The sequence below is a fragment of the Kitasatospora sp. cg17-2 genome, from assembly GCF_054031055.1.
The window spans coordinates 1,631,633-1,658,463 of sequence record NZ_CM132923.1; the positions used below are offsets into that span (position 1 = coordinate 1,631,633).

Here is a 26,831-nt window from a genome sequence, read left to right on the forward strand (position 1 = left end):
GCCGATGAGGCTAACAGGGGGCCTCGCGGCGCCGTCCGGCGCACCGGCCGTTCGCACACCTCACGGGCCGGTGGGGCCCTCCGGCATCCGGCCGGGACGAGGGCGTCCCACTGGGCGCGGGTCAGGCCGGGACGAGGGCGTCCCACTGGGCGCGGGTCGGACCGTCGTGCGTCGGCTCGAAGTCCGGGCGGGCGGCCAGCCAGGCGGTGACGCTGCGGTCGACCTCGTCGGTCGCGTACGCCTCGCCGGGCGTGCGCAGCAGGTGCCGCACCTGGGCGCGGGCCCGCATGACGACGGGATCGTCGAAGGCGCAGGCGGCGAGCGCGGCGGCCCGCCGGTCCGCGGACTCCGCGCTGTCGGCGAGGCGCTGCGCGGCGACCCGGTCGGCGGCCACCTGGGCGTCGAACCAGGGGCGGAGGGCCCGCACCGTCCAGTCGTGGTAGCCGCCCGGGTCCGCGACCGTCTCCTCGACGTGGCCGGCGAGGTACTGGGCGGCACGCAGCCCGAGGGCCGCGCCGTGGCCGAGCGTCGGGTTGGTGTGGACGAGGCTGTCCCCGGCGTTGACCAGGCCGGTGACGACGGGGCCCGCGTCGTCGACGAGGGAGGTCCAGCGGTTGTCGAGGCCGGCCATCGCCAGGACGTCCGACAGCGGTTCGGCGGCCAGGTCGAGCCAGGCGGCGGTGGCGGGGAAGCTGCGGGCGACGGCCTCGAACACGGCGGGGTCGGTGAGCGCCCCCCGGGTCGGGTCGGCGGTGGAGACGACCACGTTCACCGCGAAGGTGTCGTTGTCGGAGGGGAAGACCCCGGCGAGCGCGAACGGCGTGGACGAGCCGTTCCGCAGCCGGCCCGGGTCGCGGGGGCCGTCCTCCCGCACGCGGTACCAGCGGCACAGGTAGGCGATCCCGGCGCGGTGGCTCTCGACCACGGGCGGACGGCGGCCTGCCGCGACGAGCATCCCGGGGACCGGGGAGCGACGGCCGGCGGCGTCGACGACGAGGTCCGCCGGGTGGCTGTCCGCGCCGACGGTGACGCCGGTGACCCGGGCGGGGTCGCCCGGCGCGAAGGTGAGGCCGTCGACCCGGCTGCCGCGCCGCACGTCGACGGTGGGCTCCCGCCGCACGGCGGAGGCCAGCGCGGCCTCCAGCACGATCCGGCGGGTGCGGAGGGTCACCAGGTCCTCGTCGCCGTCCCGGTGCGGCGGACGCTCGTCGAACCAGTCGAACTCGTGGTACTCCCGGGCTCCGCGCGCCAGCAGGTCCGCGTAGACGTCCGGCGCCTCGGCGTGCAGCACGGTGCGCACCGGTGCGAGCAGGGAGTGGGGCTGGACGGCCTGCGGGACGCGGGGGCGGTCCCAGTGGAAGAAGTCCCGGTGCAGGTCGTCCCCGGCCTCCCGGGTGTCCTGCTCGAAGAGGGTGACGGTGTGTCCCCGTCGTCCGAGCATGAGCGCGGCCCCCAGGCCGCCGATACCGCCGCCGATCACTGCAACCCGCGCCACTGGCTCCCCTTCGCGTCGTGTTGCGGGTGGAGCCTACCGCCCGATGATCTTGGGGCGGCGGCCGGGGTCCAGGTGGTGCGGGAGGCCCGGGAGGCGCGGGATGCGTGACGGGCGGGGTCCGGTGCGGGCAGGATGAGGCGCATGTGCGGTCGATTCGTCTCCACCACCACCCCGCCCGATCTTGCGGAACTGCTGCGCGCCTCGCTGTGGCCGACGGCGGAGGCGCTCGCGCCGTCGTGGAACGTCGCGCCGACCGACGAGGTGGCGAGCGTGCTGGAACGGGTCGACCGGGAGACCGGGGAGATCACCCGCCAGGTGCGGTCGCTGCGCTGGGGGCTGGTGCCGTCCTGGTCGAAGGACCCGGGCTCCGGCGCGCGGATGATCAACGCGCGGGTGGAGACGGCCGCCGAGAAGCCGGCGTTCCGCAAGGCGTTCAAGGAGCGGCGCTGCGTGGTGCCCGCCGACGGCTACTTCGAGTGGCGGCCGGTGCCCGCGGCGGACGGGCGCAAGGGCTACAAGCAGCCCTACTACCTGCACCGGCCGGACGGCGGCCTGCTGCTGATGGCCGGGCTGTACGAGTTCTGGCGCGACCGCTCGGCCCCCGAGGACGCGGACGCGTGGCTGGTGACCTGCACCGTGCTGACCACCGAGGCGACCGACGCGGCCGGCCGGATCCACGACCGGATGCCGGTCACCCTCACCACCGACACCCTGGACGCCTGGCTCGACCCGGGCGTCACCGACCCCGCCGAGGTCCGCGGCCTGCTGCACGCACCGGCGGGCGAGCTGCTGGTGCGACCGGTCGCGACCGCGGTGAACAGCGTCCGCAACGACGGCCCGCAACTGCTGGACGCGGTGGCGGACCCGCTGCCGGAGGTCACGGGCGGCCACTACGCCTGAGGCGGCGGGGTTCCGGCGCCGGGCCCGCCCTCGCAAGGGCTTCGGGGTTTCTAACGGCGATCCGCGTTGTTCTTAGAATGGCCGGATGGAGGACATCGACGCGATCGCGGTGCTGCAGGACCCAGTGCGGCGCCGACTGTACGAGTACGTGGTGGCGCAGGGCCGCGAGGTCGGCCGCAACGAGGCCGCCGAGGGCACGGGGGTGGCCCGCACGCTCGCCGCGCACCACCTCGACCGGCTCACCGAGGCCGGACTGCTGGAGAGCGGCAGCCGCCGACTGACCGGCCGTTCGGGCCCGGGGGCAGGCCGGCCCGCCAAGGTGTACACCCGGGCCCGCGCCGAGCACGCGGTGTCGCTGCCCGCCCGGGACTACCGCACCGCCGCCGAACTGCTCGCCGGGGCCGCCGAGGAGGCCGGGCTGGACCTCGCGCTCCACGAGGCGGCGCGCCGCCGGGGGGAGGCGCTGCGTGGAGCGGGTGCGCCCTGCGCCGACCTCGACCGGGCGATGGAACTGCTGGCCGCACGCGGCTACGAGCCCTATCCGGTGCCGGGCGGGGACGACGGTGACGGCGCCGCGGCGACGGCGGTCCGGATGCGCAACTGCCCCTTCCACGCCGTCGCCGAGCAGTTCCCGCCACTGGTGTGCGGCATGAACCTCGCACTGCTGGAAGGGCTGTTGGGGACGGACGGTCCGGTCCGGGCGCGGATGGACGCCCGGCCGGGCGAGTGCTGCGTGGTGGTCGAAGCTTCTAAAAACAATGATGATTGACATAGAAACTCGGGCCGTGCTGGGATGAGGCATGACTTCGTCCCGGCCCGCCCAGCTCGCGCAACTCAACGTCGCCACGCTGCTCCACCCGATCGACGACCCGCGGATCGCGCCGTTCGTCGAGCTGCTCGACCCGGTCAACGCCGCCGCCGACGGGACACCCGGCTTCGTCTGGCGGCTGGTCGAGGACGGCACGGACGACGCCACCGGCCTCCGTCCGGCGGGCCCGGACGTCGTCGTCAACCTGTCGGTGTGGGAGAGCCAGGAAGCCCTGTGGGAATTCGCCTACCGCAGCGGGCACCTGGAGGCGATGCGGCGCCGGCGGGAATGGTTCGCCCGGCACGTCGAGGCGCACCTGGTGCTCTGGTGGGTGCCCGCCGGGCACCGGCCCGGCGTCGCCGAGGCGCTGGAGCGGCTGGAGCACCTGCGGGCGCACGGGCCCTCGCCGCGGGCGTTCACCTTCGCCTCCGCGTTCAGCGCCGAGGAGGCCCGGTCGGTGACGGGGTGAAGGGGCAGAGCGAGGAGACCGGGACCGGGACCGGTCAGACCAGCGGCAGCGCCATCTCCAGTTCGCGGGCGGCCGGGTCCAGCGGGTAGGGCTTGGTGCCGCCGGTGAGCTCGAAGCCCCGGCGCCGGTAGAAGGCAGCGGCCCTGGCGTTGTCCTCGTGCACGGTGAGCAGCAGGCGCCGCGCGCCCGTCTCCCGGGCCCAGGCGACGACCGCGTCCAGCATGCGGTCCGTCACCCCGCGCCCGCGGCCCCGGTGCTCCGGGTGGACCCAGACGCCGACCAGCAGCGCCGTCCCCGGCTCGGGCGTGAGGCCGATCATCGTCCCGACCCACTCCCCCGCCCCGGCGCCGTCGCCGCCGCCGTCGTGCACGGCCGCCAGACCGACGCTGCCGGGCTCGTTGACCCGGCGGATCCGGGAGTGCCACTCCTCGTCGCCGTGGGCCAGCGCGGTCCCGTAGCTCTCCACGAAGGCCATCGGGGTGTCCAGCAGCTGCGCGAGGCGCACCTCCCGCAACCGCTGCCAGTCGGTGTCCGTCCGGCCGATCCGTTCGATCCGGTACGTCATGACGGGCCTCCTCGGCGGTCCTCGCTCGAACACATGCGACACATCCGACACAGGAGCATAGGCACCCGGGCGGGCGCGGTCGCCGCCGGGGGTCGTCGGCGCAGGTCAGGGGCCGGTCGGGGGCCGGTCCGGGACGCCGTGGCCGATAGGGTGCGGTGGGGCGGACCCCGCCGCGTCCCGCCGACCTGCCGACCTGCCGACCTGCCGATGGAGACCCGCCATGCCGACCGCCCACGCCGCCGCCGAAGCGTCCGGACCGTCGATCGCGCGGTTCGGGCTGGGCACCGCGGCCGTCGGACGGCCCGGGTACATCACGCTCGGCCGCGACCTCGACCTCCCGGCCGAGCGCACCGTGGACGCCCTGCGCGCGCGGACCCACGCCCTGCTCGACGCCGCCTTCGCCGCCGGGGTCCGCTACTTCGACACCGCCCGTTCGTACGGCCGCGCGGAGGAGTTCCTCGGTGCGTGGCTCGCCGCCCGGCCGCAGGCGGCGGCCGAGGTGACGGTCGGCAGCAAGTGGGGGTACACGTACACCGCCGACTGGCGGGCCTCCGGGGTGCCGGTGCACGAGGTCAAGGAGCACTCGACGGCCGTCTTCGACCGTCAGGTGCGGGAGAGCCTCGCGCTGCTGGGCCGCCGTCCGGACGTCTACCTGGTGCACTCGGTCACGCCGGACAGTCCCGCGCTGACCGACCCCGCGCTGCACGCCCGGCTGGCCGCGCTGGCCGCCGAGGGCGTGCGGGTCGGCTTGTCGACCAGCGGCCCGGAGCAGGCGGCGGCGGTCCGGGCGGCGCTGGCGGTGACGGTGGACGGCCGGTCCCTGTTCGGCGCCGTGCAGTCGACCTGGAACCTGCTGGAGCCCTCGGCCGGACCGGCGCTGGCCGAGGCGCACGCGGCGGGCCTGCTCGTCGTGGTCAAGGAGGGCATGGCCAACGGCCGGCTCGCCGACCGCAACGCCACCGGCCCCGACACGGCCGCCCTGCGCGAGCTCGCCGCCCGGACCGGCGCCTCCTGCGACGCCCTCGCGCTGGCGGCCGTCGCCGCGCAGCCCTGGGCGGACGTGGTGCTCTCCGGCGCGGCCACCACCGACCAGCTCGCCTCCAACCTGGGCGCCGCCGGGCTCGCCCTCGACGCCGCCGCCTCTGCCGGGCTCGCGCCGCTCGCCGAACCGGCCGCGCGGTACTGGAGCACGCGCTCGGCGCTGCCCTGGGCCTGACGGCGCAGGAGCCCGGGCCCCGCGGGATCCGACCGGGCGGCGCCGTCAGCGCGGGGCGCGGCGGACCGTCAGCATGTCCTGGGTGTGGCCGATGACGTAGCCGCCGTCCGGCCGGGCGAAGTGGCGCTCCACGTAGGCGGTCAGTTCGTCCCGGTCGGGCAGCCGGTCCAGGACGGCCAGGTCGGCCACGTTCACCATGAACTCCGCGACGTCCACCGCGTCCGCCAGCAGGTCCGTCCGGTAGCGCAGGTCGAGGGTCTCCAGGGCCACCGCGTGCTCCGGTCCCTGTTCCGCCAACTGCTCGGCGAGCGGCCGCAGGTCGTAGCGCACACCGGTGAAGTGGGCGGCCATCCGCATGCAGGGACTGTCCGGGTTCTGCAGCACGACCAGCAGCGTCCCGCCGGGCGCCGCCCAGTCCAGGACCCGGCCGACGGTACGCAGCCAGTCCTCCGGCGGCACGTAGTAGAGCACGTGGGAGAGGTGGACGAGGTCCGCCGGCTCGGGCGGTTCGGCCGCGTCGATCGGGTCCGGCAGGACGAGGGCGTCCGGGCAGACGGCGCGCAGCCGCTCGCGCATCGCCGCGCTGGGCTCGATCGCCACCGTGCGCTCGAAGTACCGCGCCAGGTGGGCGGTGGTGCGGCCCTCGCCGGCGCCGACGTCCAGCAGCACCCGGCGGCGGTCCAGGCCGGTGGCGACCTCGGTCAGCCGGGCGTGGGTGCGGGGCTTCTCGTCCGTGCCGGCGAGGAACAGTTCGAACGCCCGGCGGTAGGCGGCGCCGGAGGTGTCCAGCACGCGCAGCGGGGCGGTGGCCGCGTCGGGCGCCGTTCCCGTGCCTGTGGCTGCCCCTGTCCCTGTCCCCGTGCCCGCTCCCGTGCCCGTCCCTGTCCCCGTGCTGGTCCCCATCGTGCGGTCTCCTCGTCGACGCGGCGTGTACGGCCGGGCCAGTCCACCGCAGCGCCCCGGAGCGGCCGCGCAGGCACGTTCCTGCCCGCGTGTCGTGACCCGCGCGCCCCTGGTGGACCCGGCACCGTCCCCGACCCGCGCCCGCACCGCCGTGCCCCGACCCGCGCCCGCACCGCCGTGCGCCGACCCCGGCCGGACCGCCGCCGTCCGACCACCGTGCATGTCGCGGCCACGTCCGCGATCGCCGCGCCCGGCACGCTCGGGGCAACCGACGGGGCGCACCCCGCACCCGCCCGGTCCCTCCCGCACCACCCCGCCGGAAGGAAGACCACCACCCGTGTCCCGTACCGCCCGCCCGCGCCACTACCTGATGTGCCGTCCGACGCACTTCACGGTCGACTACTCGATCAACCCGTGGATGGAGCCGGCGAAGCCGACCGACGCCGACCGCGCCGTCGCCCAGTGGGAGCAGCTGTACGCGCTGTTCCAGGAGCTGGGCCACACCGTCGAGTTGATCGAGCCGCTGCCCGGCCTGCCCGACATGGTGTTCGCGGCCAACGGCGCGACCGTGGTCGACGGCACCGCCCTGGTCGCCCGGTTCCGGCACCAGGAGCGCGCGGACGAGGCGCCGGCGTACGTGGAGTGGTTCCGCTCGCGCGGCTACCGGGCGGTGCACCGGGCCGAGTTCACCAACGAGGGCGAGGGCGACTACCTGCTCGTCGGCGACCGCGTCCTGGCCGGCACCGGCTTCCGCACCGACCGCCGGGCGCACGCCGAGACGGAGCGCGTCCTCGGGCGCCCCGTGGTCACCCTGGAGCTGGTCGACCCGCGCTACTACCACCTGGACACCGCGCTCGCGGTGCTCGACCACGACGAGATCATGTACTACCCGGCCGCCTTCTCGGCCGAGAGCTGCCGCACCCTGGCCGGGCTGTACCCGGACGCCGTGCTCGCCACCGACGAGGACGCGGCCGTGTTCGGCCTCAACGCCGTCTCGGACGGCCGCCGGGTGGTGCTGCCGGAGGCGGCGGTCGGGCTGGCGGCGCGGCTGCGGGAGCGGGGCTTCGAGCCGATCGGGATCGACGTCACGGAGCTGCTCAAGGCGGGCGGCAGTGTGAAGTGCTGCACCCTGGAGCTGCGCGGCGCCCCGGCCTGAGCACCCCGGCCCCGGCCCCGGGTGGCGTGCGGGGGGCTGCCCCGGCGGAAAACCGGATGCGGACCCCGCACCGCCCGGTGCTACTGTCGTCGCGGCCGGCCGCGGGACTCCGGTGCGACTTCCGGAATGTGCCTCTACAGCAATGATTCGCAGTTCGTACCCCCATTCCCCGGCCGGCCGTCCCGACTTCGACGACCGGGAACGGCCCGGGGAAACGCCCGACCCTCCCGGGCCGTGACGTGCGTGTGCCCGGGTGGTCCGGCCGGCGGTGCGGGCCGGCCGGAGCACCCGGGCGGGAACGCGGTCAGAAAATGATCCTCCAGCTGTCGACGCGGCCCGAGTCGCTGCGGTACATGTCCTGGACCCGGAGCCGCCAGGTGCCGTTGGCCTGCTGGGCGGAGGCGTCCACCGTGTAGGTCTCGATCACGTTGTCGGCCGAGTCGCCGATGCTGGCCTTCTTCAGCGAGTACACCGTCCCGTCCGGGCCGATCAGGTCGACGGCCAGGTCACCGCGCCAGGTGTGCTTGATGTCCACGGCCACCTTGAGGTCGCTCGGCGCCGCGCCCGGGATCCGGTCGACGGCGATGTCCGAGAAGACCGCCGGGCCGCCGTCCGGGATCGGCAGGGCGGTGGCGTTGGCGAAGATGCCCCGGGAGACCTTCCAGCTGAACGTGGTCGAGAGCTGCCTGTTGTGGGAGGCCTTGGCGGTGACGGTCACCGGGTAGGTCCCGACCGTGGCCGGGGTGCCGGTGATGCGGCCGGTGACCGGGTGGAGCCGGACACCGTCGGGGAGGCCGGTCGCGTGGTAGGTGACGGCGCCGGGGTTGAAGTTGGTGGCCCTGACCTCGAACTCGGCGGGCGCGCCGACCTCGGTGACCTGGTCGGCGACGGGGTCGAGGAGCAGACCGTCGACGACGCGCGGGCCGACGTTGACCGCCGCCCAGGCGTTGGCGGCGTTCATGTACGTGGCGCTGAGCTGCCCGTACAGGTCGGCGGTGGCCCGGAGGGTGGCGGTGCGGGCCGCGGCGTAGTCGGTGGACGAGGTCATGTAGGTGGTGAGCGCCCGGTACCAGATCCTGGCGGCGGCGTCCCGGCCGATGGCGGTCACCGGCAGGCCGTCGGAGGTCGGGGAGTCGTAGGCCACCCCGTTGACGGTCTTGGCACCGCTGCCCTCGGAGGCCAGGTAGAACCAGTGGTTGGCCGGGCCGGAGGAGTAGTGCACGTCGACGGTGCCGAGGTCGGCCGACCAGGCGTCCCGCGACCTGCCGTCCTTCGAGGGCTTGTCCATGTACCGCAGCGGGGTGCCGTCGCCCCTGATGTCGATCTTCTCGCCGACCAGGTAGTCGCCCTGGTCCTCGGGGTTGCCGGCCCAGAACTCGATGGCGGCGGCCATGATGTCGGAGGTCGCCTCGTTCAGGCCGCCGGACTCGCCGCCGTAGATCAGGCCGGCGGTGGCGGAGGTGATGCCGTGGGTCATCTCGTGGCCGCCGACGTCGATCGAGGTGAGCGGCTTGACGTTGCCCGCGCCGTCCCCGTACGTCATGCAGAAGCAGGTGTCGGACCAGAACGCGTTGACGTAGTTGCTGCCGTAGTGCACCCGGGTGTAGGCGCCGACGCCGTCGTCCTTGATGCCGTCGCGGCCGTGGACGTCCCGGTAGTAGTCCCAGGTGAGTTGGGCGCCGTAGGCGGCGTCCACGGCGGCGGTCTGCCGGTTGCCGACGGTGCCGTCGCCCCAGGTGTCGGTCGGGTTGGTGAACAGCGTCCTGGTGGAGCTGGTGCCGTTCAGGTCGTAGGTGCTGTGGCCGCCCCGGGTGGGGTCGGTCATCGCGTAACCGCCGCCGTCGGCCGCCGAGGTGCCGATGGTGACCTGGCCGGAGTACTTGCTGGTGCCGAGGCCGGTCTCGATGCCCTGGTACTCGAAGATCTTCTTGCCCGAGTTCGCGTCCGTGACGACGTGCAGCTCGGAGGGCGTGCCGTCCTCCTGCGTGCCCGTCACGACCGTCTCCCACGCGAGCCGCGGGGTGCCCGATCCGGCCCAGACCACCTTGCGGGCGTCACCGGCCGCCGCTCCCGCCACCTTCGCACCCGCGGCGCCGGCGAGCGCGAGGCCCTTCGCCGCCTCGGCGCTCTCCTTCGGGCTGGTGTCGACGGCGATGTCCGCACCGGTGGCCCGGGTGACGCCCTTGCTCGAACCGTCGCGGGCGGTGTGCACGACCAGGTCGCCGCCGAGCACCGGCAGTCCGTCGAAGGTCCGCTCGTAGCGGGTGTGCACGGTGCCGTCCGCGTCCTTGGTGACGCCCCGGACGACCAGGGCCTCCTTCGGACCCAGCTTCAGCGCGGCGGCCGTCCTCGCCCTGTTCGCGTCGGCGGCGGCCAGCAGGGCGCCGCGCTGGGCGGCCGACAGGGCGGCCGGCAGCGCGCCGGCGAAGGCCGACACCCCCGCGGGCGCCGCGCTCGGGCCGTCCGCCGCGGCGGCGGCACCGGCGGGAAGGGCGGCCGCGATCATCGCGGCACCGGCGATCAACGCGCTCACGGGGACGGACTTTGTGCGGAATCGAGTCACACGGAACTCCTTCTGCGACGGCCGGGTTCAGGCGGCCGGAGTCAGCCGGGCGGTCGAGAGGGGTGCCGCCCGGTAGAGCTGGTGGTTCGACTGGCAGGAACGGCCTTCGACGTCCTCGCCGCGCGGCCCGGTGCCCGGGCGACTGCCGGGGCCTCGGTGGCGGCGGGACGGTACACAGTGCCATTTTTGGTGAGGGCATGTCATCAACGGGGCCGCAAGTTGGCCGAAATGCTCCGCCGACGACCGAGTCGCGCCCGGCCCGCGGGAGCGCGGACCCGGTGCCCTCCGCGCGGGCGCGTCCGAGGGGGGAGCCGCGGCCGGTCGCGCGGGCCGCGAAACCGGGTTGGCCCATCCGATTCGTCCCGATAGCATCCGAGCACCGGACGGGCGACTGGCGCCGCACCGGTGCTGGTCGGCAGCGTGACAGACGGCGGGGGCGGTCCTGGTGGAGACGTACGGCGACCTCGTCGCCGCCGAGGACGTGCTGCTGTTCGTCAACGCCGCGATCACCGGCACCGGCCAGCGCGAGTTCCACGGCGGAGCCGCCGAGCAGCAGCTCTCGCTCGACTTCCTGCACGAGTACATGCTCGTCAACTACCGCGGCCCGTACGCCGCCGCGCTCGCCCTCGACATCAACGACCACAACTCCGCCCTGATCGTCCGCCGCCTGCTGGAGACCTCCCGCGACGCCACCGACGAGCAGCGGCGCACCGAGGGCCGGCTGATCGCCCGCCGGCTGCGGCTGCTCCCCCCGCAGCGGGTCTACCGGCTGATCGGCGAACTGCGCCGCGCCAAGGTCAACAACCGCCGCACCCGGGCGATCCTGCGCGACTGGCTCGCCGCCCGCCCCGACCAGGCCCTCGACGCCGTCAAGTACCGCGCCGGGCTCAAGCTCGCGCTGCGCCACACCCATCTGCGCCCCGCCGCGGAGGAGACCGGCGACTTCCTGTACGCCCCGCGCCGACGCCCCCGCTACACCGCGCCGCTGCTGGACGCCTGGCGGCGCGCCCACTTCCAGCAGGGCGCGCTCTACGAACTTCCGTACACCGTCGCGGAGGGCTTCGCGAACCGCCACGGCATCCCCCGGGCCGCCTTCCTGCAGAAGATCGAACCGCGGCTCACCGGCCTGGAGCGGCTGCGCCTCCAGGAGTCCGCCCGCACCCTCGGCGCCACCGCCGTCACCGCCGACGCCACCGCACTCGCCCGGATGCCGCTCACCCGGCTCGCCTCGTACGTGCTGAGCCTGCCGCCGGCCGACCGGACCGCCCGCCGCGCCGAACTGACCGACGCCCTGCGGGGCGCGGCACGCCGGGCGGTGCGCGCGGCCGGGGCGGAGGAGGGCGGCTGGGGCCGGGTCACCGCCGTGCTCGACGACAGCTGGTCCGCGTACGGCTCGGGCGTCAAGCGCCGCCGGCCGCTCGCCGCCGCGCTCGCCTGCCACTTCCTGCTCGCGGCGCTGGCCGGCGAGTACACGGCGCTGTGGACGTCGGGGCGCGGCGACGCGCTGCTCGCCCGCCCGTCCGGTCCGACCCCGCTCGGGCGCCGCATCCTGGACGCGCTGGACACCGCGCCCGAGCGGCTGGTGATCGTCTCCGACGGCTGGGACAACGCCCCGCCCGGGCTCGCCGCCGAGGTGCTGCGGGTGTGGCGCACCCGGCTCGACCCGGAGCACCGGACCAGCATCGTGCACCTCAACCCGGTGTACGACGCGGAGGGCTTCGACGTCCGCCGGCTCGCCCCGACGGTGCCCACGGCCGGGCTGCGCGACGCGGAGGACGTGCCCGCCCTGGTCGAGTTCGCGCGCTTCGCCGAGGGCCGTACGGACCTCGCGGAGCTGACGGCGCACCTGGCCGCCCGCACCGAGCGGTTCCTGGCGGCGGACGGCGCGGCGCGCGTACCGACGACCCCCGCCGCAGAGACCGCTGACACCGCCGAATCCGACGACACCACCGAGACCGACGAGACCGACGAGACCGACGAGGAGACCGTCCGATGACCACCACCCCGGCCGCCCCGGCGTTCCGCCTCGACCTCGCCGGCCTCGACTCCCGACCCTCCCAGGTGTGGGGCGGCGTGCGCCTGGTGCCCCTGGTCCGCGCCGAGCCGATCGAGGACCTCCGTCTCCACCAGGAGCTCTACGAGCCGGAGTACACCGCCGTCCCGGTCGGCCGCCGCACCGACTACCTCGCCTTCGTCCCGCACGGCTTCGTCGCCGACTGGACCCGCGACGGCACCCCCGCCGCCGCCTACGGCACCCGGCTCGACGCTCCCTCCGCCATCACCGCGAGCACCCCGCCCGACCGCGTCCGGGTCCGGGTGCCGCGCCGGATCGCCAAGCGCGAGAACCGCACCCGGCTGCGCTTCCTGCCGCTGCACCTCGCCCTGGAGGGCTATCTCGCCCTGCACTTCGGCGGCCCGTCGATCGCCTGGGAGGAGTACTCCGAGCGCGCGCTGCGCAACGGCCTCTCGCCGCGCGCCGAGGAGGCGTACGCCGGCGAACGGGTCCGCGGCCTCGCCGACGCCCTGCGGGTCTTCGAGATCCACCCCGGCCAGTGCGGCCTGGTCGTGTACGTCGCCGACGCGCTCGCCGCGGCCTTCGTCGTCCCGCACCCCGACGACTACCGCGCGCTGCACCGGACCCTGCTGCTCGACCTCTTCGGCGAGCTGATCCACCACTACGCCCTCCTGTCCGCCCCCGTCCCGGACTTCCGGGCCGATCTGCGCACGGCCGGTCCGATCAACTCGACCGCCGAGCTGCGCGCGGCCGTCGACGGCCAGGAGCGCGCCTGGGCGGCCTTCCACGACGGCACGATGGCCGCCGGCCTGCTGGAGCCGGACTACCGGGCGCGGACCGTGCGCCGCCTGGGCCGCTTCCGCCTCGACCGGTTCCGGCCGGAGTTCCGCCCCAAGGAGGAGAACCACATCGGCGAGGCGATCACCGACGAGCACGGCCGGCTCGCCTACCTCAAGACCTTCCGCCTCTCCGAGGCCCAGGTCCGGCGCGGCCACCTGCTGGACCGGCTCGCCGCCCACGACTGGCACCTGCCGACGGCCGCCGCCGCGCTCGGCCTCACCGAGCCCCAGCTCGGCCTGCGCCTCGAAGGCGCCGGCTTCGCGGGCCTGCTGCGCCAGGACGTCCTGGACCACTACCGGCGCGCCGCACGCCAGTAGGGCAGGTCCCGTCCCGGCGCCGCCCGGCCACCGCACCTGCCTCCGCCGTGCCCCGGGCCTGGTGCGTGAGCGGGCGGGGGGCGATGATGGGAGGAGGTTCGTGGAAGGACGGTCGGCGATGACCCGACAGCCGTGCCCATCCTCCGCCGAGGACGACCGCGACGCCCCCGCCCGCACCCGTGCGAACCGGTTCCCGGACGACGGGACCCGCCCGTAGGGCGGCCGGCGATGCCCAGGGGAACCGGACGGCCGGTGGGCCGGGTCGTGGCCTCGGCGCTGCTGAGCTCCGTGGTCGCGGTGGGGTCGCTGCTGCTCGCACCGGTGGCTCACGCCGACGCCGGCCTCCGGCTGTCCCCCGGCCACGGGACCGCGGGGACCACCCGCGTGACGGTCGACGGAACGGGATTCGGCGCCTGTCAGCCCGACACGAAGAACGTCCAATTACGGTGGGACGACGGCGCCGACCTGGGAACACCCTCGATCCGGCCGGACGGAAGCATCAGCACGTCCTTCACCGTTCCGGCGAACGCCCGTCCGGCCCCGCACCGGGTCACGGCCACCTGCCGCGCCTACCCCGGGCCCAACCTCAAGGCGCCCGACACCCAGAACTTCCGCGGCCCCTTCGACGTCACCGTGGCCGCGACCTTCACCGTCGACCCCGCGCCGCCGGGCGTCCTCACCCTCGACCCGGCGAGCGGCGCCGCCGGTACGACCTTCCGGGCGCGCGGCACCGGATTCTCCTGCCCCGCCGGTGAGCCCGTCGTCCTGCGCTGGGAGCAGCGCGAGCTGGGCCGGGTGCAGGCCCCCGGCGGCACCTTCGACCAGCAGGTCACCGCGGCCGCCGACGCGCCGCCCGGCGCCCACCCGGTGGAGGCCGCCTGCGACCCGTCCGCGGACCACGACACCACGGCGACGTTCACCGTCGACCAGGGCGGCAGCGTCACCCCGACCCCGACGCCGGGCCCGACGCCGACCCCGGACCCGTCGGACGGGCCCGTGCTGCGGGTGGAGCCCGGCGCCGCGTCGGCGGGCCAGCAGGTCGCGCTCACCGGGACCGGCTTCGCCTGCCGGGGTGCCGAGGCGGAGCTGACCTGGAACGGCGTCGTGTGGGAGCACGCCAGCACCGGTCCGGGCGACGGGTTCGTGGTGACCACGCGGATCGCGGACGACGCCCGGCCCGGGCACTACCGGCTGCGCGCCGTCTGCCCGGACCGTCCGGAGATGGCCGGGTCCACGGACTTCGAGGTGCTGGCGGCCCACGTCGTTCCCGACCCGGGCGGGGGCGACGCGGCACCCACGGCGCTGGTGGTCGGCTCGACGGCCGGCGGCGCCGCGGTGCTCGCCGCCCTCGCCGGTACCTACGTGCTCGGCCGGCGGCGGGGACCGCACTGGGCGTCGGCGCACGTCGCGGTCACCCCGGTGGCCGGTGCGCCGCCGCGGCCGCTGGTCACCGAGACGGACGACCCGGCCGGGCCCGGCCGCACCGTCCGGCTGGAGAGCCGGGAGGACCCCGGTACGCAGCGCGTCGAGGAGACGCCCGGGGTCGGGCCGACCGGCGGGCAGGTCAGCGCCGGGGAGACCGGTGCCGAGGAGGGGGGAACGACGGAGGAGGAGCCATGACCACCGCCACGCTCACCGATCCGGCGACCGCGCGGGTGCTGCTGTTCGGGACGGACACGCCCGGCAACGCCGTCGACGCGCTCGCCGACTCCCTGCACGGACAGGGCACCGTCGGCACCCTGCTGCACGGTGTCCCGCGGCTGACCGGCGCGGCCGGGCAGGCCGTCGAGCGCGAGGTGGCCACCGCGCTGGACCGCCAGCTCGGGCGCGACCTGTTCGGTTTCGCCGCCGCCGGCTGGTCCCGGTACACCGCCCTGACCGCGGCTGCCCGGCGCACCCGGGCCGACCCCGCGTCGGAGGAGGTCGTGGCACTCGCCGACCACCGCATCACCTCGGCCAACAGCCCGCGTGTCGATCTGCTCGTCGACGGCACTCCGGTCGGCTCGGTCCGGATGGAGCTGACGCTCGTCATCGAGCTGGCGGGCATCGTCGCGGTGGTCCGACGGGCCCGTCTGGTGGCGCTGCGCGCGGGACGTTGCACCGTCACCGGGGCGCTCACGGTGGACCAGGAGAAGATCGTCCAGCGCAGCCGCCGGTACGACCTGCCCGGCGCGGTGGCCCTGCGGAACGGCATCCCGCTGCTCCCGGACGAAGCGGCCCCGCCGGGGGCCGGGGCAGGAACGGAGGCCCGGGCCGGGGCGGCAACGGACGCCCGGGCCGGGGCGGAGACCGAACGCCTTCCGCAGGCCGACGGAGCCGCGGCGGCACGGGCCCGGGCGGAGACCGAACGCCTTCCGCGTACCGGCCACCGGGTCGCCTGACGGACCGGACGGGCGGACCGGACGTGGTGGTGGTGCTGACGGACGGCCAGACCCCCTGGCCGTCCGCGAAGCCGTCCTGCCGGACGGTGGTGGGCCTGTTCGGCCGGCGGGGCCGGTGGAGCGAGGACAGTACCGAGTACCGGCGCAGGGAGCCGCCCGACTGGGCCCGGGTGGTGCGGATCGGCTCGGCGGCGGGCGAGCCCTCGTGACCGGCCGGGCGCCCCGCAGCCGGCCCTTCTCCCGGCCGGCCGCGAGCCCCCTCCCGGCCCCTTCGCGCCCCCAACTCCTTGACGAAAGCATGACATTGACGGACCATCAACCTCGCGGCGCCGCATCTCCTCCAACGTTCCGTCCCTACGGACCCCCCACAGGAGGACAGTCATGCGACTGCCCCGCCGAGGGAAGCCCGCCACGGCCACCGCCGTCCTGCTGGCGCTCGCCCTCGCCACCCCGCTCAGCATCCAGGCCGTCACCCCGGCGGCCGCCGTCCAGCCGGACTCCGTCGCCTCGGCCGGCGACGCCGACACCGCCCGGCAGTACCGCCTCGACGGCCCGCGCACCGTCGCCGAACGCACCGCCGTCGCCGCCACCGGAGCCTCGGTCGACGCCGTCCGGGCCGACTCGGTGACGGTCACCGCCACCGCCGCCGAGGCCGCCCGGCTGCGGGCGCTCGGCTGGTCCCCCGTCCCGCTGCCGGGCCCCCGGTACGGCGACGGGCCCGCCGGGCAGGCCGAGTCCGGCGCCGCGCTGTACGACTTCCCGTCCGCCGACTCCGGCTACCACAACTACGCGGAGGCCGCCGCCGACATCGACGCCGTCGTGGCCGCGCACCCCGACATCATGAGCAAGCGGGTCATCGGCACCTCGTACGAGGGCCGGCCGATCGTCGCCGTCAAGATCAGCGACAACGTCGGCACCGACGAGAACGAACCCGAGGTGCTCTTCACCGCCCACCAGCACGCCCGCGAGCACCTCACCGTCGAGATGTCGCTCTACCTGCTGCACGAACTCGGCGACAAGTACGCCACCGACGGCCGGATCGCCAACGTCGTCAACAGCCGGGAGATCTGGGTGGTCCCGGACCTCAACCCGGACGGCGGCGAGTACGACATCGCCACCGGCCGCTACCGCAGTTGGCGCAAGGACCGGCAGCCGAACTCCGGCAGCGGCAACGTCGGCACCGACCTCAACCGCAACTGGAACTACAAGTGGGGCTGCTGCGGCGGCTCCTCCGGCTCCACCTCCAGCGAGACCTACCGGGGCAGCGCGGCGGAGTCCGCCAAGGAGACCAAGGTGGTCGCCGACTTCGTCCGCACCCGGGTCGTCGGCGGCAAGCAGCAGATCACCGCGGCGATCGACTTCCACACCTACAGCGAGCTGGTGCTCTGGCCGTTCGGCTGGACCACCGCCAACACCACCACCGGCATGACCGCCGACGAGTACAACACCTTCGCCACCCTCGGCCGTTCGATGGCCTCCACCAACGGCTACACGCCGGAGCAGTCGAGCGACCTCTACATCACCGACGGCTCGATCGACGACTGGCTGTGGGGCACCCAGCGGGTGTTCGCCTACACCTTCGAGATGTACCCCGGGCCGAACGGCAGCGCCGGCTTCTACCCGCCGGACGAGGTGATCGGGCGCGAGACCAGTCGCAACCGGGAGGCGGTGCTGCGGCTGCTGGAGACGGCCGACTGCGTCTACCGGGCCATCGGCAAGCAGCAGCAGTACTGCGGAATCGCCAACTGAACGACCACTGAAGCCGGTTGACGAACGCGCGGAGCCCGGTCGGCCCTCCCCGGGGAGGGCCGACCGGGCTCCACGCCGTTCCTCCCGCCCACGAACCGGTGCATGCCACTCCGTTCCGGCCAAACCCGCGCACCCACCGGCCAGAACCGGCCCGCACCGGCCCAGGAGCGGACGGATCGCCATCCGGAATGCAAAGATCCCCCCAAGGAATGTGACATGTCACAGTGTGCACGTCGGGCTCCGCGCCCGGCGCGCCGCACGAGGGAGGGAATCGCTCCATGAACCGCCTCACCACCGCCGCCCTGGCAGGTGCCGCCGGCCTCGCCGCGCTGACCGTCGGCCTGGCCCCCACCGCGACCGCAGCCACCACCGGCCCGGTCGGACCGGCCGGACCTACCGGCACCGTCACCTGCGGGACCCCGGGCGCGCCCGGCTTCCTGCGCACCCGCGCCTGTATCGAGGTCAGCGGCACCCACGTCCGCCTCTACGGCCAGGTCGCCACCACCGACCCGGCCTGGGTCGCCCAGAACGTCGGCTTCACCATCACCGGCTCCACCCCCGCCCTCCCGCCGCAGCCGCCCCTCAACCTGACCGCGCTGATCCCGGCCGGCGGCGCCACCGTCGGCGATCTGCTGCTCACCGTGCCCTGCGGCAACACGGTGACCTCCAGCTTCAGCGTCAACAACGGCGGCTGGCCGCCCTCGACCGCCACGGTCTCGGCCTTCGTGCCCTGCTGACGTCCCGTCCGGTACCACCCGCGCGGTCCGACCCCCACCGGGGCCGGGCCGCGCGGCCGCCCCGCCCGCGCCCACCCCGACCGCGTTCTCCCTGGTCGGGGACCTCTATGGTGGGACGGTGAGTCTTCATGTGATCGTCGGACACGGACCGGCCGGAGCGGCCACGGCACGACTGCTGGCCGAACAGGGCCACACGGTGAAGGTGGTCACCCGGTCCGGGCGGCCGGCCGAGCCCGGCATCGAGCACCTCGCCCTGGACGCCACCGACACGGCGCGGCTGACCGAGGCCGCCCGCGGCGCGGCCGCGATCCACAGCTGCGCCGCACCGCCGCTCCCCCGCTGGACGGCCGACTGGCCGCCCCTGCACGCCTCGCTCCTCGCCACCGCCGAGGCGACCGGCGCCGTCCTCGTCATGCTCGGCAACCTCTACGGCTACGGCCCCGTGGACGGCCCCCTCACCGAGGACCTCCCGCTCGCCGCGCCCGGCCCCAAGGGCCGTCTCCGGGCCTCGCTCTGGGAGCAGGCCCGCGCCCTCCACGAGGCCGGCCGCATCCGCGCCGTCGAGGTCCGCGCCTCCGACTTCTTCGGCCCCGGCGTCACCGACGGCGGCCACCTGGCCGGCCGCGTCGTCCCCCGCCTGCTGGCCGGCAAGCCGGTCACCGTCCTCGGCGACCCCGACGCCCCGCACAGCTGGACCTACCTCCCGGACGTGGCCCGCGCCCTGGCCGAGGCCGCCACCGACGAACGTGCCTGGGGCCACGCCTGGCACGCCCCGACCGCCCCCGCCGTCCCGGCCCGCCGCATGGTCGAACTCCTCACCACCGAGGCCGGCGTCGCCCCCGTCCCCGTCCGCCGCCTCAACCCCGCCGTCTTCGCCCTCGCCGCCCTCGTCACCCCCCTGCTGCGCGAACTCCGCGAGACCCGCTACCAGTTCGACCGCCCCTTCGTCGTCGACGCCGCCGCCTGGGAAGCCGCCTTCACCGCCCGCCCCACCCCGCTCGACACCCAGATCCGCGCCACCCTCACCTGGTGGCGCGACCGCCTGTCGACCTGAGGTCCCGCCGCCGCGCGCCGCAGCCCCGCACCAGGGAGGACGTCCCGGTGCGGGGCTGCGGCGTGCGGCGGGGGTGGCCTCAGAGGGCTTCGATGCGCTCGACGACCAGTTCGCAGAGTTCGTGGGTGCGCAGGGCGTCGTGGGCGTCCAGGGTCTTTCCGGTGCGGACGGCGTCGAGGAAGGTGAGGACGGCCTGTTCGATGCCGCGCTGGCGGGCGACGGGGACCCAGTCGCCGCGGCGGCGGACGGTGGGCTGGCCCCGGTGGTCGACGACGTCGGCGAGGTTGTGGACCTCGCGCTTGGAGTCGCCGCCGGAGACTTCGAGGATCTCCTCGGTGGAGCCGGACATGCGGTTCATGATGCCGAGGGCGGTGAAGCCCTCGCCCGCGAGGGTGAGGACCACGTGCTCGACCAGGCCGTCGCGGACCCGGGCCCGGACGTCGACGTGCTCGATGTCGCCGGGCACGAGGAAGCGCAGCGTGTCGACGACGTGGATGAAGTCGTCGAAGACCAGCGGGCGCGCCGCCTCCGGCAGGCCCTCGCGGTTCTTGCGCAGCAGGACCAGGTCGCGCGGGCGTTCCTTCGCCTGGACGTTGGCCGGGGCGAACCGCCGGTTGAAGCCGACCATCAGGGAGCGGCCGGTGCGGTCCGCCAGGTCCACCAGGCGGCGGGAGCCGTCGAGGGTGTAGTCGAGAGGCTTGTCGACGTAGACGTCGACGCCCGCCGTCAGCAGCTGCTCCACGATCGGGACGTGCTGGTCGGTCGCGGCGTGCACGAAGGCGGCCCGGATGCCGCTGCCGATCAGCTGCCCGAGGTCGGTGAACCGCTTCTCCGCGGGGATCCGGTGGGTGTCGCCGATCCGGTCGAGCTTCGCGCCGTCCCGGGTCATCAGGCGCAGGTCCAGGCCCGGCAGCGCCGTCAGGACCGGCAGGTACGCCTTCTGGGCGATGTCCCCGAGGCCGATCACCCCGACCGGCAGCAGGACGTCGGGCTCGGCGGTCGGACTCATCCGGATCTCCAGGGGTGCGCTGGGGCTTCTACCGCCCCCCACCCTATGCACCGGCCGCTGAGCAGGACGAACCCGGCTCCGACCGGCGATGACGGGTTCAGGCCAAACGGCCGATTCCATGATCCATTTCGTTACGGATGCATCAAGATTGTTCGTCCACACCCTTCCGTCAATCCCCCTTTGCTCTGATGTGTCGTCATGCGCGGATTTTGTCCGTCTCTACGATCCGTTGACGAACCGTCATGATGACGGCTTGTCGACAAGGAGTCATAGAAGATGCACAGGCAGATACCCGCCAAGGTGGTGAGCGGCAGCCTCGCCCTGGCGGTGGCCGTCTCCCTCCTGGCAGGGTCGGAGGTCGCCCTCGCGGCGACGCCGACGCCGGACCGCGGCGGCGACAGCTCCGCGAAGCCGGCCCCCACCACCGCCGCCGACATACCCTCGGCCCGCGTCGCCGCGCGGCTCTCGGGCCGGCGGGTCGAGGCGCTCTCCGAGCGCAGCGAGACCTCCACCACCTGGGTGAACGCGGACGGCTCGCTCACCACCGAGCTCAGCGCGGGCCCGATCCGCTTCCGCCGCGACGGCGCCGAGCCCGCCGCTGCCGCCAAGTCCCCGGGCGCCGCCTCCACCGGCAGCACCTCCACCGGCACCGCCGCCACCGGTACCGCCGCCACCGGCACCGCCGCCGACTGGGTGGACGTCGACCTCGCCCTGCAGACCGCCGCCGACGGCTCGGCCGCCCCCAAGGCGCACCCCGCCGGACTGACCCTGGCCGGCTCCGGCGGCACTCGCGCCGGCTCCTACGCGGAGTCCCAGGCCGCCACCGCCGACGGCCGCACCCTGGTCCGCCTCGGCCGCGGCGAGCAGCAGGTCGAACTGCAGTGGAAGGGCGGCCTGCCCCAGCCCCGGATCGACGGCACCAAGGCCGTCTACCCGGACGTCATCAGCGACGGCGCCGCCGACCTGGTGGTGGAGGCCACCCGGACCGGCTTCGAGCAGTACACCGTCCTCAAGCAGCGCCCCGGTGCCGCCGGTTACTCCTACACGATGCCGCTGCGGGCCACCGGCCTCAAGGCCGAGGCGCAGCCCGACGGCAGTGTGGTGTTCGTCGACGAGGCCTCCGGCGAGCAGCGCGCGATGCTGCCCGCCCCGGTGATGTGGGACTCCACCGTCGACGACGTCGCCGGGGCCCGCAGCCGCAAGGCGCGGGTCGACCTGAAGGTCGTGCAGAACGGCGACGACATCGACCTGGTCTTCACCCCGGACGCGGCGTTCCTCGCCGATCCGGCCACCGTCTACCCGGTGACGGTCGACCCGTCCACCACCGGCCTGGGCAACGTCTTCGACACCTACGTCCAGAAGGGCGAGAAGGTCGACTGGTCGGCCGACACCGAACTCGACCTGGGCAACCCCGGCACCAAGAACGCCGACGGCACCTCGCGCGAGGCCCGTTCCTTCATCACCTGGGACACCTCGCCGATCGCCGACGCGCTGGTGACCAGCGCGACGCTGTCGCTGTGGAACTTCCACTCCGGCAACACCGACTGCCAGCCCTACGCCTGGGAGGTCTGGGACACCGGGCGCCCCTCCACCGGCTCGCGCTGGACGTCCCAGCCGGCCTGGAACAGCAAGCAGGCGACCTCCACCGAGACCCGGGGCCGGGACAACTGCGGCGGCGACGGCTGGGTCAACGCCGACGTCGGCAAGCTCGTCCAGACCTGGACCTCGGCGAAGAACAGCCTCTCCAGCATGGGCCTGCGGGCCCCGGACGAGGCCAACACCAAGTACTGGAAGCAGTTCAACTCCGCCAACGCGGCCGGCAATGTGCCGAAGCTGTCGGTGACGTACAACTACCGTCCGCGCACCGGCACCGACCAGCAGGCCGGTTCGCCGTTCTACAAGGACACCGCCGGCACCTGGTGGGTCAACTCCACCACCCCGACGCTGCGCGACACCTTCGTCGACCCCAACAACGACAAGGTCGACGGCACCTTCCAGATCTTCGACAACGCCACCAACGCGCAGGTCGGCAACGTCCTGGTCTCCCCGTACGTGCCGAGCGGCGCGCCGGCCTCCGTCAAGGTCCCGGCCGGGCTGCTGACCAACGGGCGTACGTACCGGTTCCGCACCTCGCCGTACGACGGCCTGCACTACAACAACAACTGGTCGGCCTGGGCCTACTTCACCGTCGACACCTCGGCGCCCTCCGCGCCGACCGCGATCACCTCCACCGACTACCCGTCCGGGCAGTGGGTCAAGGGCGCCGGCCAGAGCGGCGTCTTCACCGTCACCCCGCCGAGCGGCGACCAGAACGCCCTGGAGTGGTCGCTCGACGGCACCACCTGGACCAAGGCCGCGACCAACGGCGGGACCGCCCCGGTCGCGCTGACCGTCACCCCGGCCAAGGCGGGCACCAACACCCTCCAGGTGCGGGCCACCGACCGGGCCGAGAACAAGTCCGAGGCCCTCTCCTACACCTTCCAGGTCGGCGCCGGCGGCGTCACCGCCCCCAACGACGGCACCCGCACCGCCGCCCGCGTCCCGCTCGCGGCCGAGGCCGACGCCGCCAAGTACACCGCGGTCGCCTTCTCCTGGCGCCGCTCCGACGCCGACACCTGGACCACCGTCCCGGCCGGAGACATCCTCAACGGCGGTACCGCGCTCGGCTCCTGGCCGGTCGCGCTGACCGCCGGCAAGAGCCCCGCGCTCACCTGGAACGCCACCGGCACCGTCACCCCCGACGGGACCGTGCAGGTGCGCGCCGACTTCACCGGCCCGAACGGCGCCGCGGTGTCCACCGAGCCGGTCAAGGTCGTGGTCGACCGCAAGGCGGGCGGCGCGGCCTCGCAGAAGATCGGACCGGGCGAGCTGAATCTGCTCACCGGCGACCTCACCGTCTCCGCCACCGACGTCTCCGTGTTCGGTCTGACCGTCGGCCGCACCAGCTCCTCCCGCGACCCGAAGGCCGCCGCGGCCAAGGACGGCCAGGCGCCGGTCTTCGGCCCGAACTGGACCTCGGGCGTCGCCTCGGAGGTGTCCGCATCCTCGTACACCGAGATCCGCCGGACCTCGGCGACCTCGCTGGACGTCGCCACCGCCGAGGGCGGCACGGTGTCCTTCACCGCCGACGCCGCCGGCAACGGCTGGGTGCCCGAGCCGGGCAGCGAGGAGCTGACCCTCAAGGGCTCCCTCACCGCCGGGGACTTCACCCTCTCCGACACCGAGGGCACCGTCACCGCCTTCGCCAAGGTCGACCCGGCGGCCGCCACCTGGACCGTCACCTCCAGCCTGCTGGACGGCCTGGCCAACAGCACCACCACGGTGGTCTCGGAGAAGACCGTCGTCGGCGGCAAGACCCTCGCCCGGCCCAAGTACGTGATCGCCCCGAGCTCCGCGGCGAGCGCCTCGGCCTGCGCGGCGGACGTCACCACCAAGGGCTGCCGCGTCCTGCAGTACGTCTACGCGAACGCCACCACCGCGACCGGCTGGACCACCAGCAGCGAGTTCGGCGACTTCGCCGGCCAGGTCAGCGGCATCAAGCTGTGGGCCACCGCGCCCGGAGCGGCGAACGCCACCGCCACCGACGTGGCCACCTACCGCTACGACGCGGGCGGCAACCTGCGCGGGGTCTGGGACCCGCGGGTCGGCGAGGCCTCCAAGACGCAGTACGCCTACGTCAACGGCGGCGCCGCGGACGGCGCCGTGTCGGTCGTGCTGCCCCCGGGCATGAACGGCGGCTACCACCTGGCCTACGGCACCATCGCCTCCAACCCGGCCGCGGGCGAGGGGATGCTGACCAAGGTGTGGACCAACACCCTCACCCCGGGCAGCGCCGACCAGGTCAACGGCACCGCCACCACCACCGTCGTCTACGGCGTGCCGACCTCCGGCACCGGCGCCCCCGAGGACCTCTCGGCCGCGGCCGCGGCGGGCTGGGGCCAGAGCGACCTGCCCACCGACGCCACCGCCGTCTTCCCGCCCGACCAGGTCCCCGCGTCCAACAACGGCGCCGACCTCAAGCCGGGCGACTACGCCCGGGCCACCGTCGGCTACCTGAACGCCTCCGGCCACCAGGTCAACCAGGCCGCCCCCGGGCACCGGATCACCACCACCGAGTACGACAAGTGGGGCAACGCGGTCCGCACCCTGACCGCCGCCAACCGCGAGCTCGCGCTCGGCGGCACCGACGAGGCCAAGGCGCAGCTCGCCGACCTCGGCATCGACACCCTGCCCTCCGGCGAGCGCGCCAGGCTGCTCTCCACCGGGCACACCTACAGCGCGGACGGTCAGCGCGAGACCGAGACCTCCGGCCCGCTGCACCGGGTGACCCTGGCCGCCGACGCGGTCAGCGGCACCAGCACCGTCGCCGCGGCCGGCACCCAGGTCACGGCCCGCACCCGGACCGTGAAGACCTACGACGAGGGCCGTCCGACCGACGGCACCGCCAAGGTCAAGGACCAGGTCACCACGACCGTCACCGGCGGTGCGCTGCGCGGCTGGCCCGACGTCCTCGCCGAGACCCGCACCGACCGGAGCGTGCTCGACTGGGCGCTCGGTGTCGTCACCCGCAAGGTCCAGGACGCCGGCGGCCTCGACCTGACCACCGTCACCGGCTACGACGGCCAGGGCCGGGTCGTCTCCCGGTCGCTGCCCGCCTCCAACGGCGCCGACGCCGGAACCACCACGACCGAGTACTGGACCGCCACCGGCACCGGCCCCTGCGCCGGCCGTCCGGAGTGGGCGGACCTGGTCTGCCGCACCGCCCCCGGCGGCGCGATCACCGGCGGTGGCGCCAACCCGGCGCAGCGGCCCGTGAAGACCGTCCAGTACGGGCAGTTCGGACAGACCGCGCAGACCGAGGAGACCGCCAACGGGGTCACCCGCACCACCGTCGTCACCTCCGACGCGGCCGGCCGCCCGGTGACCACCACCGTCGTCGGCGGCGTCGGCCCGGCCGCCCCGGCCACCACCGTCGAGTACGACCCGGCCACCGGCAAGGTCGTCAAGGAGACCTCGGCCACCGGCGGAACGATCAGCAGGGCGTACGACGCCCTCGGCCGTCGGATCTCCTACACCGACGCCGACGGCGCGACCACCACCACCCAGTACGACGCGCTGGACCGGCCGGTCCGGACCGGCGACAGCGCGCCGTCCACCACCACCTACGGCTACGACACCGCCGTCGACCCGCGGGGCCTGGTCACCTCGGTCACCGACTCGGTGGCCGGCACCTTCACCGCCCGCTACAACGCGGACGGCAAGGTCACCGCGCAGGGCCTGCCCGGCGGCTACACCAGCACCGACCGGATCGACCCGACCGGCACCACCGTGACACGCACCCACACCCGGGACAGCGACGGCGCGGTCCTGGTCAACGACGCCGTCACGGAGAACGTCCACGGCCAGTGGGCCACCCACACCGGGACCCCCGGCGTGACGGCCGCCCAGACCTACTCCTACGACCGGGCCGGGCGCCTGACCCAGGTCCGCGACACCTCGACCGACGCCGTCTGCACCACCCGCAGCTACGGCTTCGACGCCAACACCAACCGCACCGCCCTGGCCACCGCCACCGCGCCGCGCGGCCAGGAGTGCTCGACGAACGGGGCCACCACCCTCACCAGTAGCTACGACAGCGCCGACCGCCTGGTCGACGCCGGCCACGGCTACGACGCGTTCGGCCGCACCACCGCGGTGCCGGGCACCGCGGGCGGGCCGGGCAGCACCGTCGGCTACTACAACACCGACCTGGTCCAGCAGCAGACCACCGGCACCACCCGGCAGACCTGGACCCTCGACGCGGCGCAGCGCCTGCGCGGCTGGACCACCGAGACCAACGCGGGCGGCACCTGGACGGTCTCCGGCAACCGGACGAACCACTACGGCTCGGACGGCGACAGCCCCCGCTGGATCAGCGAGGGCGCCGGTACCTCCCGCAACGTGACCGGTGCGACCGGGGACCTGGCCGCCACCACCTCCGGCACCGCGACCGTCCTGCAGCTCGCCAACCTGCACGGTGACGTGACCCTCCAGCTGCCGCTGGACCCGGCCGTCGCCCCGACCGTGCTGGACTACGACGAGTACGGCCGCCCCCGGGCCGGCCAGCCGGCCGCCCGGTACGGCTGGACCGGAACCAAGCTGCGCTCGGCCGAGACGCCGGGCGGCGGACTGGTCCTGATGGGCGTGCGGCTCTACAACACCGCCACCGGCCGCTTCCTGTCCGTGGACCCGGTCGAGGGCGGCAACGCCAACGCGTACGACTTCGTCTTCGCCGACCCGCTGAACCGCTACGACCTGGACGGCCGGGTCTGCTGGAGCTGCGGCTGGAAGCGGACCAAGTCCTTCGCCCGCAAGACCTGGACCGAGAACAAGCAGACCATCATCACCTGGGGCGTGGGCATCGCCGTGGGCGGCGGCTGCACCATCCTCACCGGCGGTGCCGGCGCGGCGGGCTGTGCCTGGCTGGGCGGGGCCGTCGGCGGCGCGGTCGGCTACCGCTACGGGTACAGCGGGCAGCGCAGCTGGGGCGGCTACGCCCGGGCGTCGACCGTCGGCGCGATCACCATGCGCGTCGGCGGCGGGAGCATGTTCCGCGGCTGGCGGTTCTTCCGCGGCGGCGGCGCCCACCGCGGGGGGTGGCGCTGGTAGCCGGTGC

At 74.7% G+C, this 26,831-nt stretch carries 19 protein-coding genes; 14 read left to right on the forward strand and 5 right to left on the reverse strand.

Annotated features, from left to right (window positions below; genetic code table 11):
* Positions 1 to 121 precede the first annotated feature (121 nt).
* Positions 122 to 1,495, reverse strand: a complete 1,374-nt coding sequence (locus ACW14Y_RS06495; RefSeq protein ID WP_456986171.1) for an NAD(P)/FAD-dependent oxidoreductase — start codon at positions 1,493 to 1,495, stop codon at positions 122 to 124.
* 141 nt (positions 1,496 to 1,636) lie between these two features.
* Between ACW14Y_RS06495 and ACW14Y_RS06500 the strand changes: the two genes are divergently transcribed.
* The 3 genes from ACW14Y_RS06500 (at position 1,637) to ACW14Y_RS06510 (ending at position 3,672) form a co-directional block, all read left to right on the forward strand.
* Positions 1,637 to 2,395, forward strand: a complete 759-nt coding sequence (locus ACW14Y_RS06500; RefSeq protein ID WP_456986172.1) for an SOS response-associated peptidase — start codon at positions 1,637 to 1,639, stop codon at positions 2,393 to 2,395.
* Positions 2,396 to 2,480: 85 nt separating this feature from the next.
* The gene (locus ACW14Y_RS06505; RefSeq protein ID WP_456986173.1) at positions 2,481 to 3,164 is read left to right on the forward strand and encodes a helix-turn-helix transcriptional regulator; all 684 of its coding nucleotides are present in this window, start codon (positions 2,481 to 2,483) and stop codon (positions 3,162 to 3,164) included.
* Between the two features lie 31 nt (positions 3,165 to 3,195).
* Entirely contained in the window at positions 3,196 to 3,672 is a 477-nt protein-coding gene (locus ACW14Y_RS06510; protein WP_456986174.1) for a DUF3291 domain-containing protein, read from the forward strand.
* Positions 3,673 to 3,706: 34 nt separating this feature from the next.
* On the opposite strand, the gene ACW14Y_RS06515 is transcribed toward ACW14Y_RS06510, so the two are convergent.
* Positions 3,707 to 4,237: a GNAT family N-acetyltransferase gene (locus tag ACW14Y_RS06515; protein WP_456986175.1), complete on the reverse strand. Its 531-nt coding sequence runs from the start codon at positions 4,235 to 4,237 to the stop codon at positions 3,707 to 3,709.
* A 220-nt stretch (positions 4,238 to 4,457) separates the two neighbouring features.
* Here ACW14Y_RS06515 and ACW14Y_RS06520 point away from each other — a divergent pair, with 220 nt between their 5' ends.
* Positions 4,458 to 5,453: an aldo/keto reductase gene (locus tag ACW14Y_RS06520; protein ID WP_456986176.1), complete on the forward strand. Its 996-nt coding sequence runs from the start codon at positions 4,458 to 4,460 to the stop codon at positions 5,451 to 5,453.
* A 45-nt stretch (positions 5,454 to 5,498) separates the two neighbouring features.
* On the opposite strand, the gene ACW14Y_RS06525 is transcribed toward ACW14Y_RS06520, so the two are convergent.
* Complete coding sequence (locus ACW14Y_RS06525) at positions 5,499 to 6,245, reverse strand: class I SAM-dependent methyltransferase (RefSeq protein ID WP_402724178.1); 747 nt, start codon at positions 6,243 to 6,245, stop codon at positions 5,499 to 5,501.
* Positions 6,246 to 6,693: 448 nt separating this feature from the next.
* Here ACW14Y_RS06525 and ddaH point away from each other — a divergent pair, with 448 nt between their 5' ends.
* Entirely contained in the window at positions 6,694 to 7,512 is an 819-nt protein-coding gene (gene ddaH, locus ACW14Y_RS06530; RefSeq protein WP_380441124.1) for a dimethylargininase, read from the forward strand.
* 304 nt (positions 7,513 to 7,816) lie between these two features.
* On the opposite strand, the gene ACW14Y_RS06535 is transcribed toward ddaH, so the two are convergent.
* Entirely contained in the window at positions 7,817 to 10,018 is a 2,202-nt protein-coding gene (locus ACW14Y_RS06535) for a M4 family metallopeptidase (RefSeq protein WP_456988087.1), read from the reverse strand.
* A 502-nt stretch (positions 10,019 to 10,520) separates the two neighbouring features.
* On the opposite strand from ACW14Y_RS06535, the gene ACW14Y_RS06540 reads away from it, so the two are divergent.
* The 8 genes from ACW14Y_RS06540 (at position 10,521) to ACW14Y_RS06575 (ending at position 19,167) form a co-directional block, all read left to right on the forward strand.
* A complete protein-coding gene (locus ACW14Y_RS06540) occupies positions 10,521 to 12,071 on the forward strand; it encodes a hypothetical protein (RefSeq protein ID WP_456986177.1) in 1,551 nt (516 codons plus the stop codon).
* Positions 12,068 to 13,246 (forward strand): ARPP-2 domain-containing protein, encoded by a 1,179-nt coding sequence (locus tag ACW14Y_RS06545; RefSeq protein WP_456986178.1) that lies wholly within the window; start codon positions 12,068 to 12,070, stop codon positions 13,244 to 13,246. The genes ACW14Y_RS06540 and ACW14Y_RS06545 overlap by 4 nt, the downstream gene beginning before the upstream one ends.
* A gap of 228 nt (positions 13,247 to 13,474) precedes the next feature.
* Positions 13,475 to 14,866 carry a hypothetical protein gene (locus tag ACW14Y_RS06550; RefSeq protein ID WP_456986179.1) on the forward strand — a complete coding sequence of 464 codons (1,392 nt, stop codon included), beginning with the start codon at positions 13,475 to 13,477 and terminating at the stop codon, positions 14,864 to 14,866.
* On the forward strand, positions 14,863 to 15,627 hold the full coding sequence (locus ACW14Y_RS06555) for a hypothetical protein (RefSeq protein WP_402724174.1): 765 nt from the start codon (positions 14,863 to 14,865) through the stop codon (positions 15,625 to 15,627). The genes ACW14Y_RS06550 and ACW14Y_RS06555 overlap by 4 nt, the downstream gene beginning before the upstream one ends.
* Positions 15,628 to 15,653: 26 nt before the next feature.
* Entirely contained in the window at positions 15,654 to 15,836 is a 183-nt protein-coding gene (locus ACW14Y_RS06560; RefSeq protein WP_456986180.1) for a hypothetical protein, read from the forward strand.
* Between the two features lie 172 nt (positions 15,837 to 16,008).
* Entirely contained in the window at positions 16,009 to 17,376 is a 1,368-nt protein-coding gene (locus ACW14Y_RS06565) for a M14 family metallopeptidase (protein WP_456986181.1), read from the forward strand.
* Between the two features lie 278 nt (positions 17,377 to 17,654).
* Positions 17,655 to 18,113 carry a hypothetical protein gene (locus tag ACW14Y_RS06570; protein ID WP_030395714.1) on the forward strand — a complete coding sequence of 153 codons (459 nt, stop codon included), beginning with the start codon at positions 17,655 to 17,657 and terminating at the stop codon, positions 18,111 to 18,113.
* 118 nt (positions 18,114 to 18,231) lie between these two features.
* A complete protein-coding gene (locus ACW14Y_RS06575) occupies positions 18,232 to 19,167 on the forward strand; it encodes an NAD-dependent epimerase/dehydratase family protein (protein ID WP_456986182.1) in 936 nt (311 codons plus the stop codon).
* 79 nt (positions 19,168 to 19,246) lie between these two features.
* Here the strand turns inward: ACW14Y_RS06575 and ACW14Y_RS06580 are convergent, their stop codons facing one another.
* Positions 19,247 to 20,146, reverse strand: coding sequence for a Gfo/Idh/MocA family protein (locus ACW14Y_RS06580; protein WP_380389413.1), 900 nt, complete (start codon positions 20,144 to 20,146; stop codon positions 19,247 to 19,249).
* 306 nt (positions 20,147 to 20,452) lie between these two features.
* Here ACW14Y_RS06580 and ACW14Y_RS06585 point away from each other — a divergent pair, with 306 nt between their 5' ends.
* Complete coding sequence (locus tag ACW14Y_RS06585) at positions 20,453 to 26,824, forward strand: DNRLRE domain-containing protein (RefSeq protein WP_456986183.1); 6,372 nt, start codon at positions 20,453 to 20,455, stop codon at positions 26,822 to 26,824.
* Positions 26,825 to 26,831 lie beyond the last annotated feature (7 nt).

Bases quoted from the DNA above. Each gene is read 5' to 3' on its own strand.
- ACW14Y_RS06570 (WP_030395714.1), top strand. From the start codon at position 17,655: ATGAACCGCCTCACCACCGCCGCCCTGGCAGGTGCCGCCGGCCTCGCC.
- ACW14Y_RS06515 (WP_456986175.1), bottom strand. From the start codon at position 4,237: ATGACGTACCGGATCGAACGGATCGGCCGGACGGACACCGACTGGCAG.
- ACW14Y_RS06535 (WP_456988087.1), bottom strand. From the start codon at position 10,018: ATGATCGCGGCCGCCCTTCCCGCCGGTGCCGCCGCCGCGGCGGACGGC.
- ACW14Y_RS06500 (WP_456986172.1), top strand. From the start codon at position 1,637: ATGTGCGGTCGATTCGTCTCCACCACCACCCCGCCCGATCTTGCGGAA.
- ACW14Y_RS06505 (WP_456986173.1), top strand. From the start codon at position 2,481: ATGGAGGACATCGACGCGATCGCGGTGCTGCAGGACCCAGTGCGGCGC.
- ACW14Y_RS06555 (WP_402724174.1), top strand. From the start codon at position 14,863: ATGACCACCGCCACGCTCACCGATCCGGCGACCGCGCGGGTGCTGCTG.
- ACW14Y_RS06520 (WP_456986176.1), top strand. From the start codon at position 4,458: ATGCCGACCGCCCACGCCGCCGCCGAAGCGTCCGGACCGTCGATCGCG.
- ACW14Y_RS06545 (WP_456986178.1), top strand. From the start codon at position 12,068: ATGACCACCACCCCGGCCGCCCCGGCGTTCCGCCTCGACCTCGCCGGC.
- ACW14Y_RS06585 (WP_456986183.1), top strand. From the start codon at position 20,453: ATGCACAGGCAGATACCCGCCAAGGTGGTGAGCGGCAGCCTCGCCCTG.
- ACW14Y_RS06565 (WP_456986181.1), top strand. From the start codon at position 16,009: ATGCGACTGCCCCGCCGAGGGAAGCCCGCCACGGCCACCGCCGTCCTG.
- ACW14Y_RS06550 (WP_456986179.1), top strand. From the start codon at position 13,475: ATGCCCAGGGGAACCGGACGGCCGGTGGGCCGGGTCGTGGCCTCGGCG.
- ACW14Y_RS06510 (WP_456986174.1), top strand. From the start codon at position 3,196: ATGACTTCGTCCCGGCCCGCCCAGCTCGCGCAACTCAACGTCGCCACG.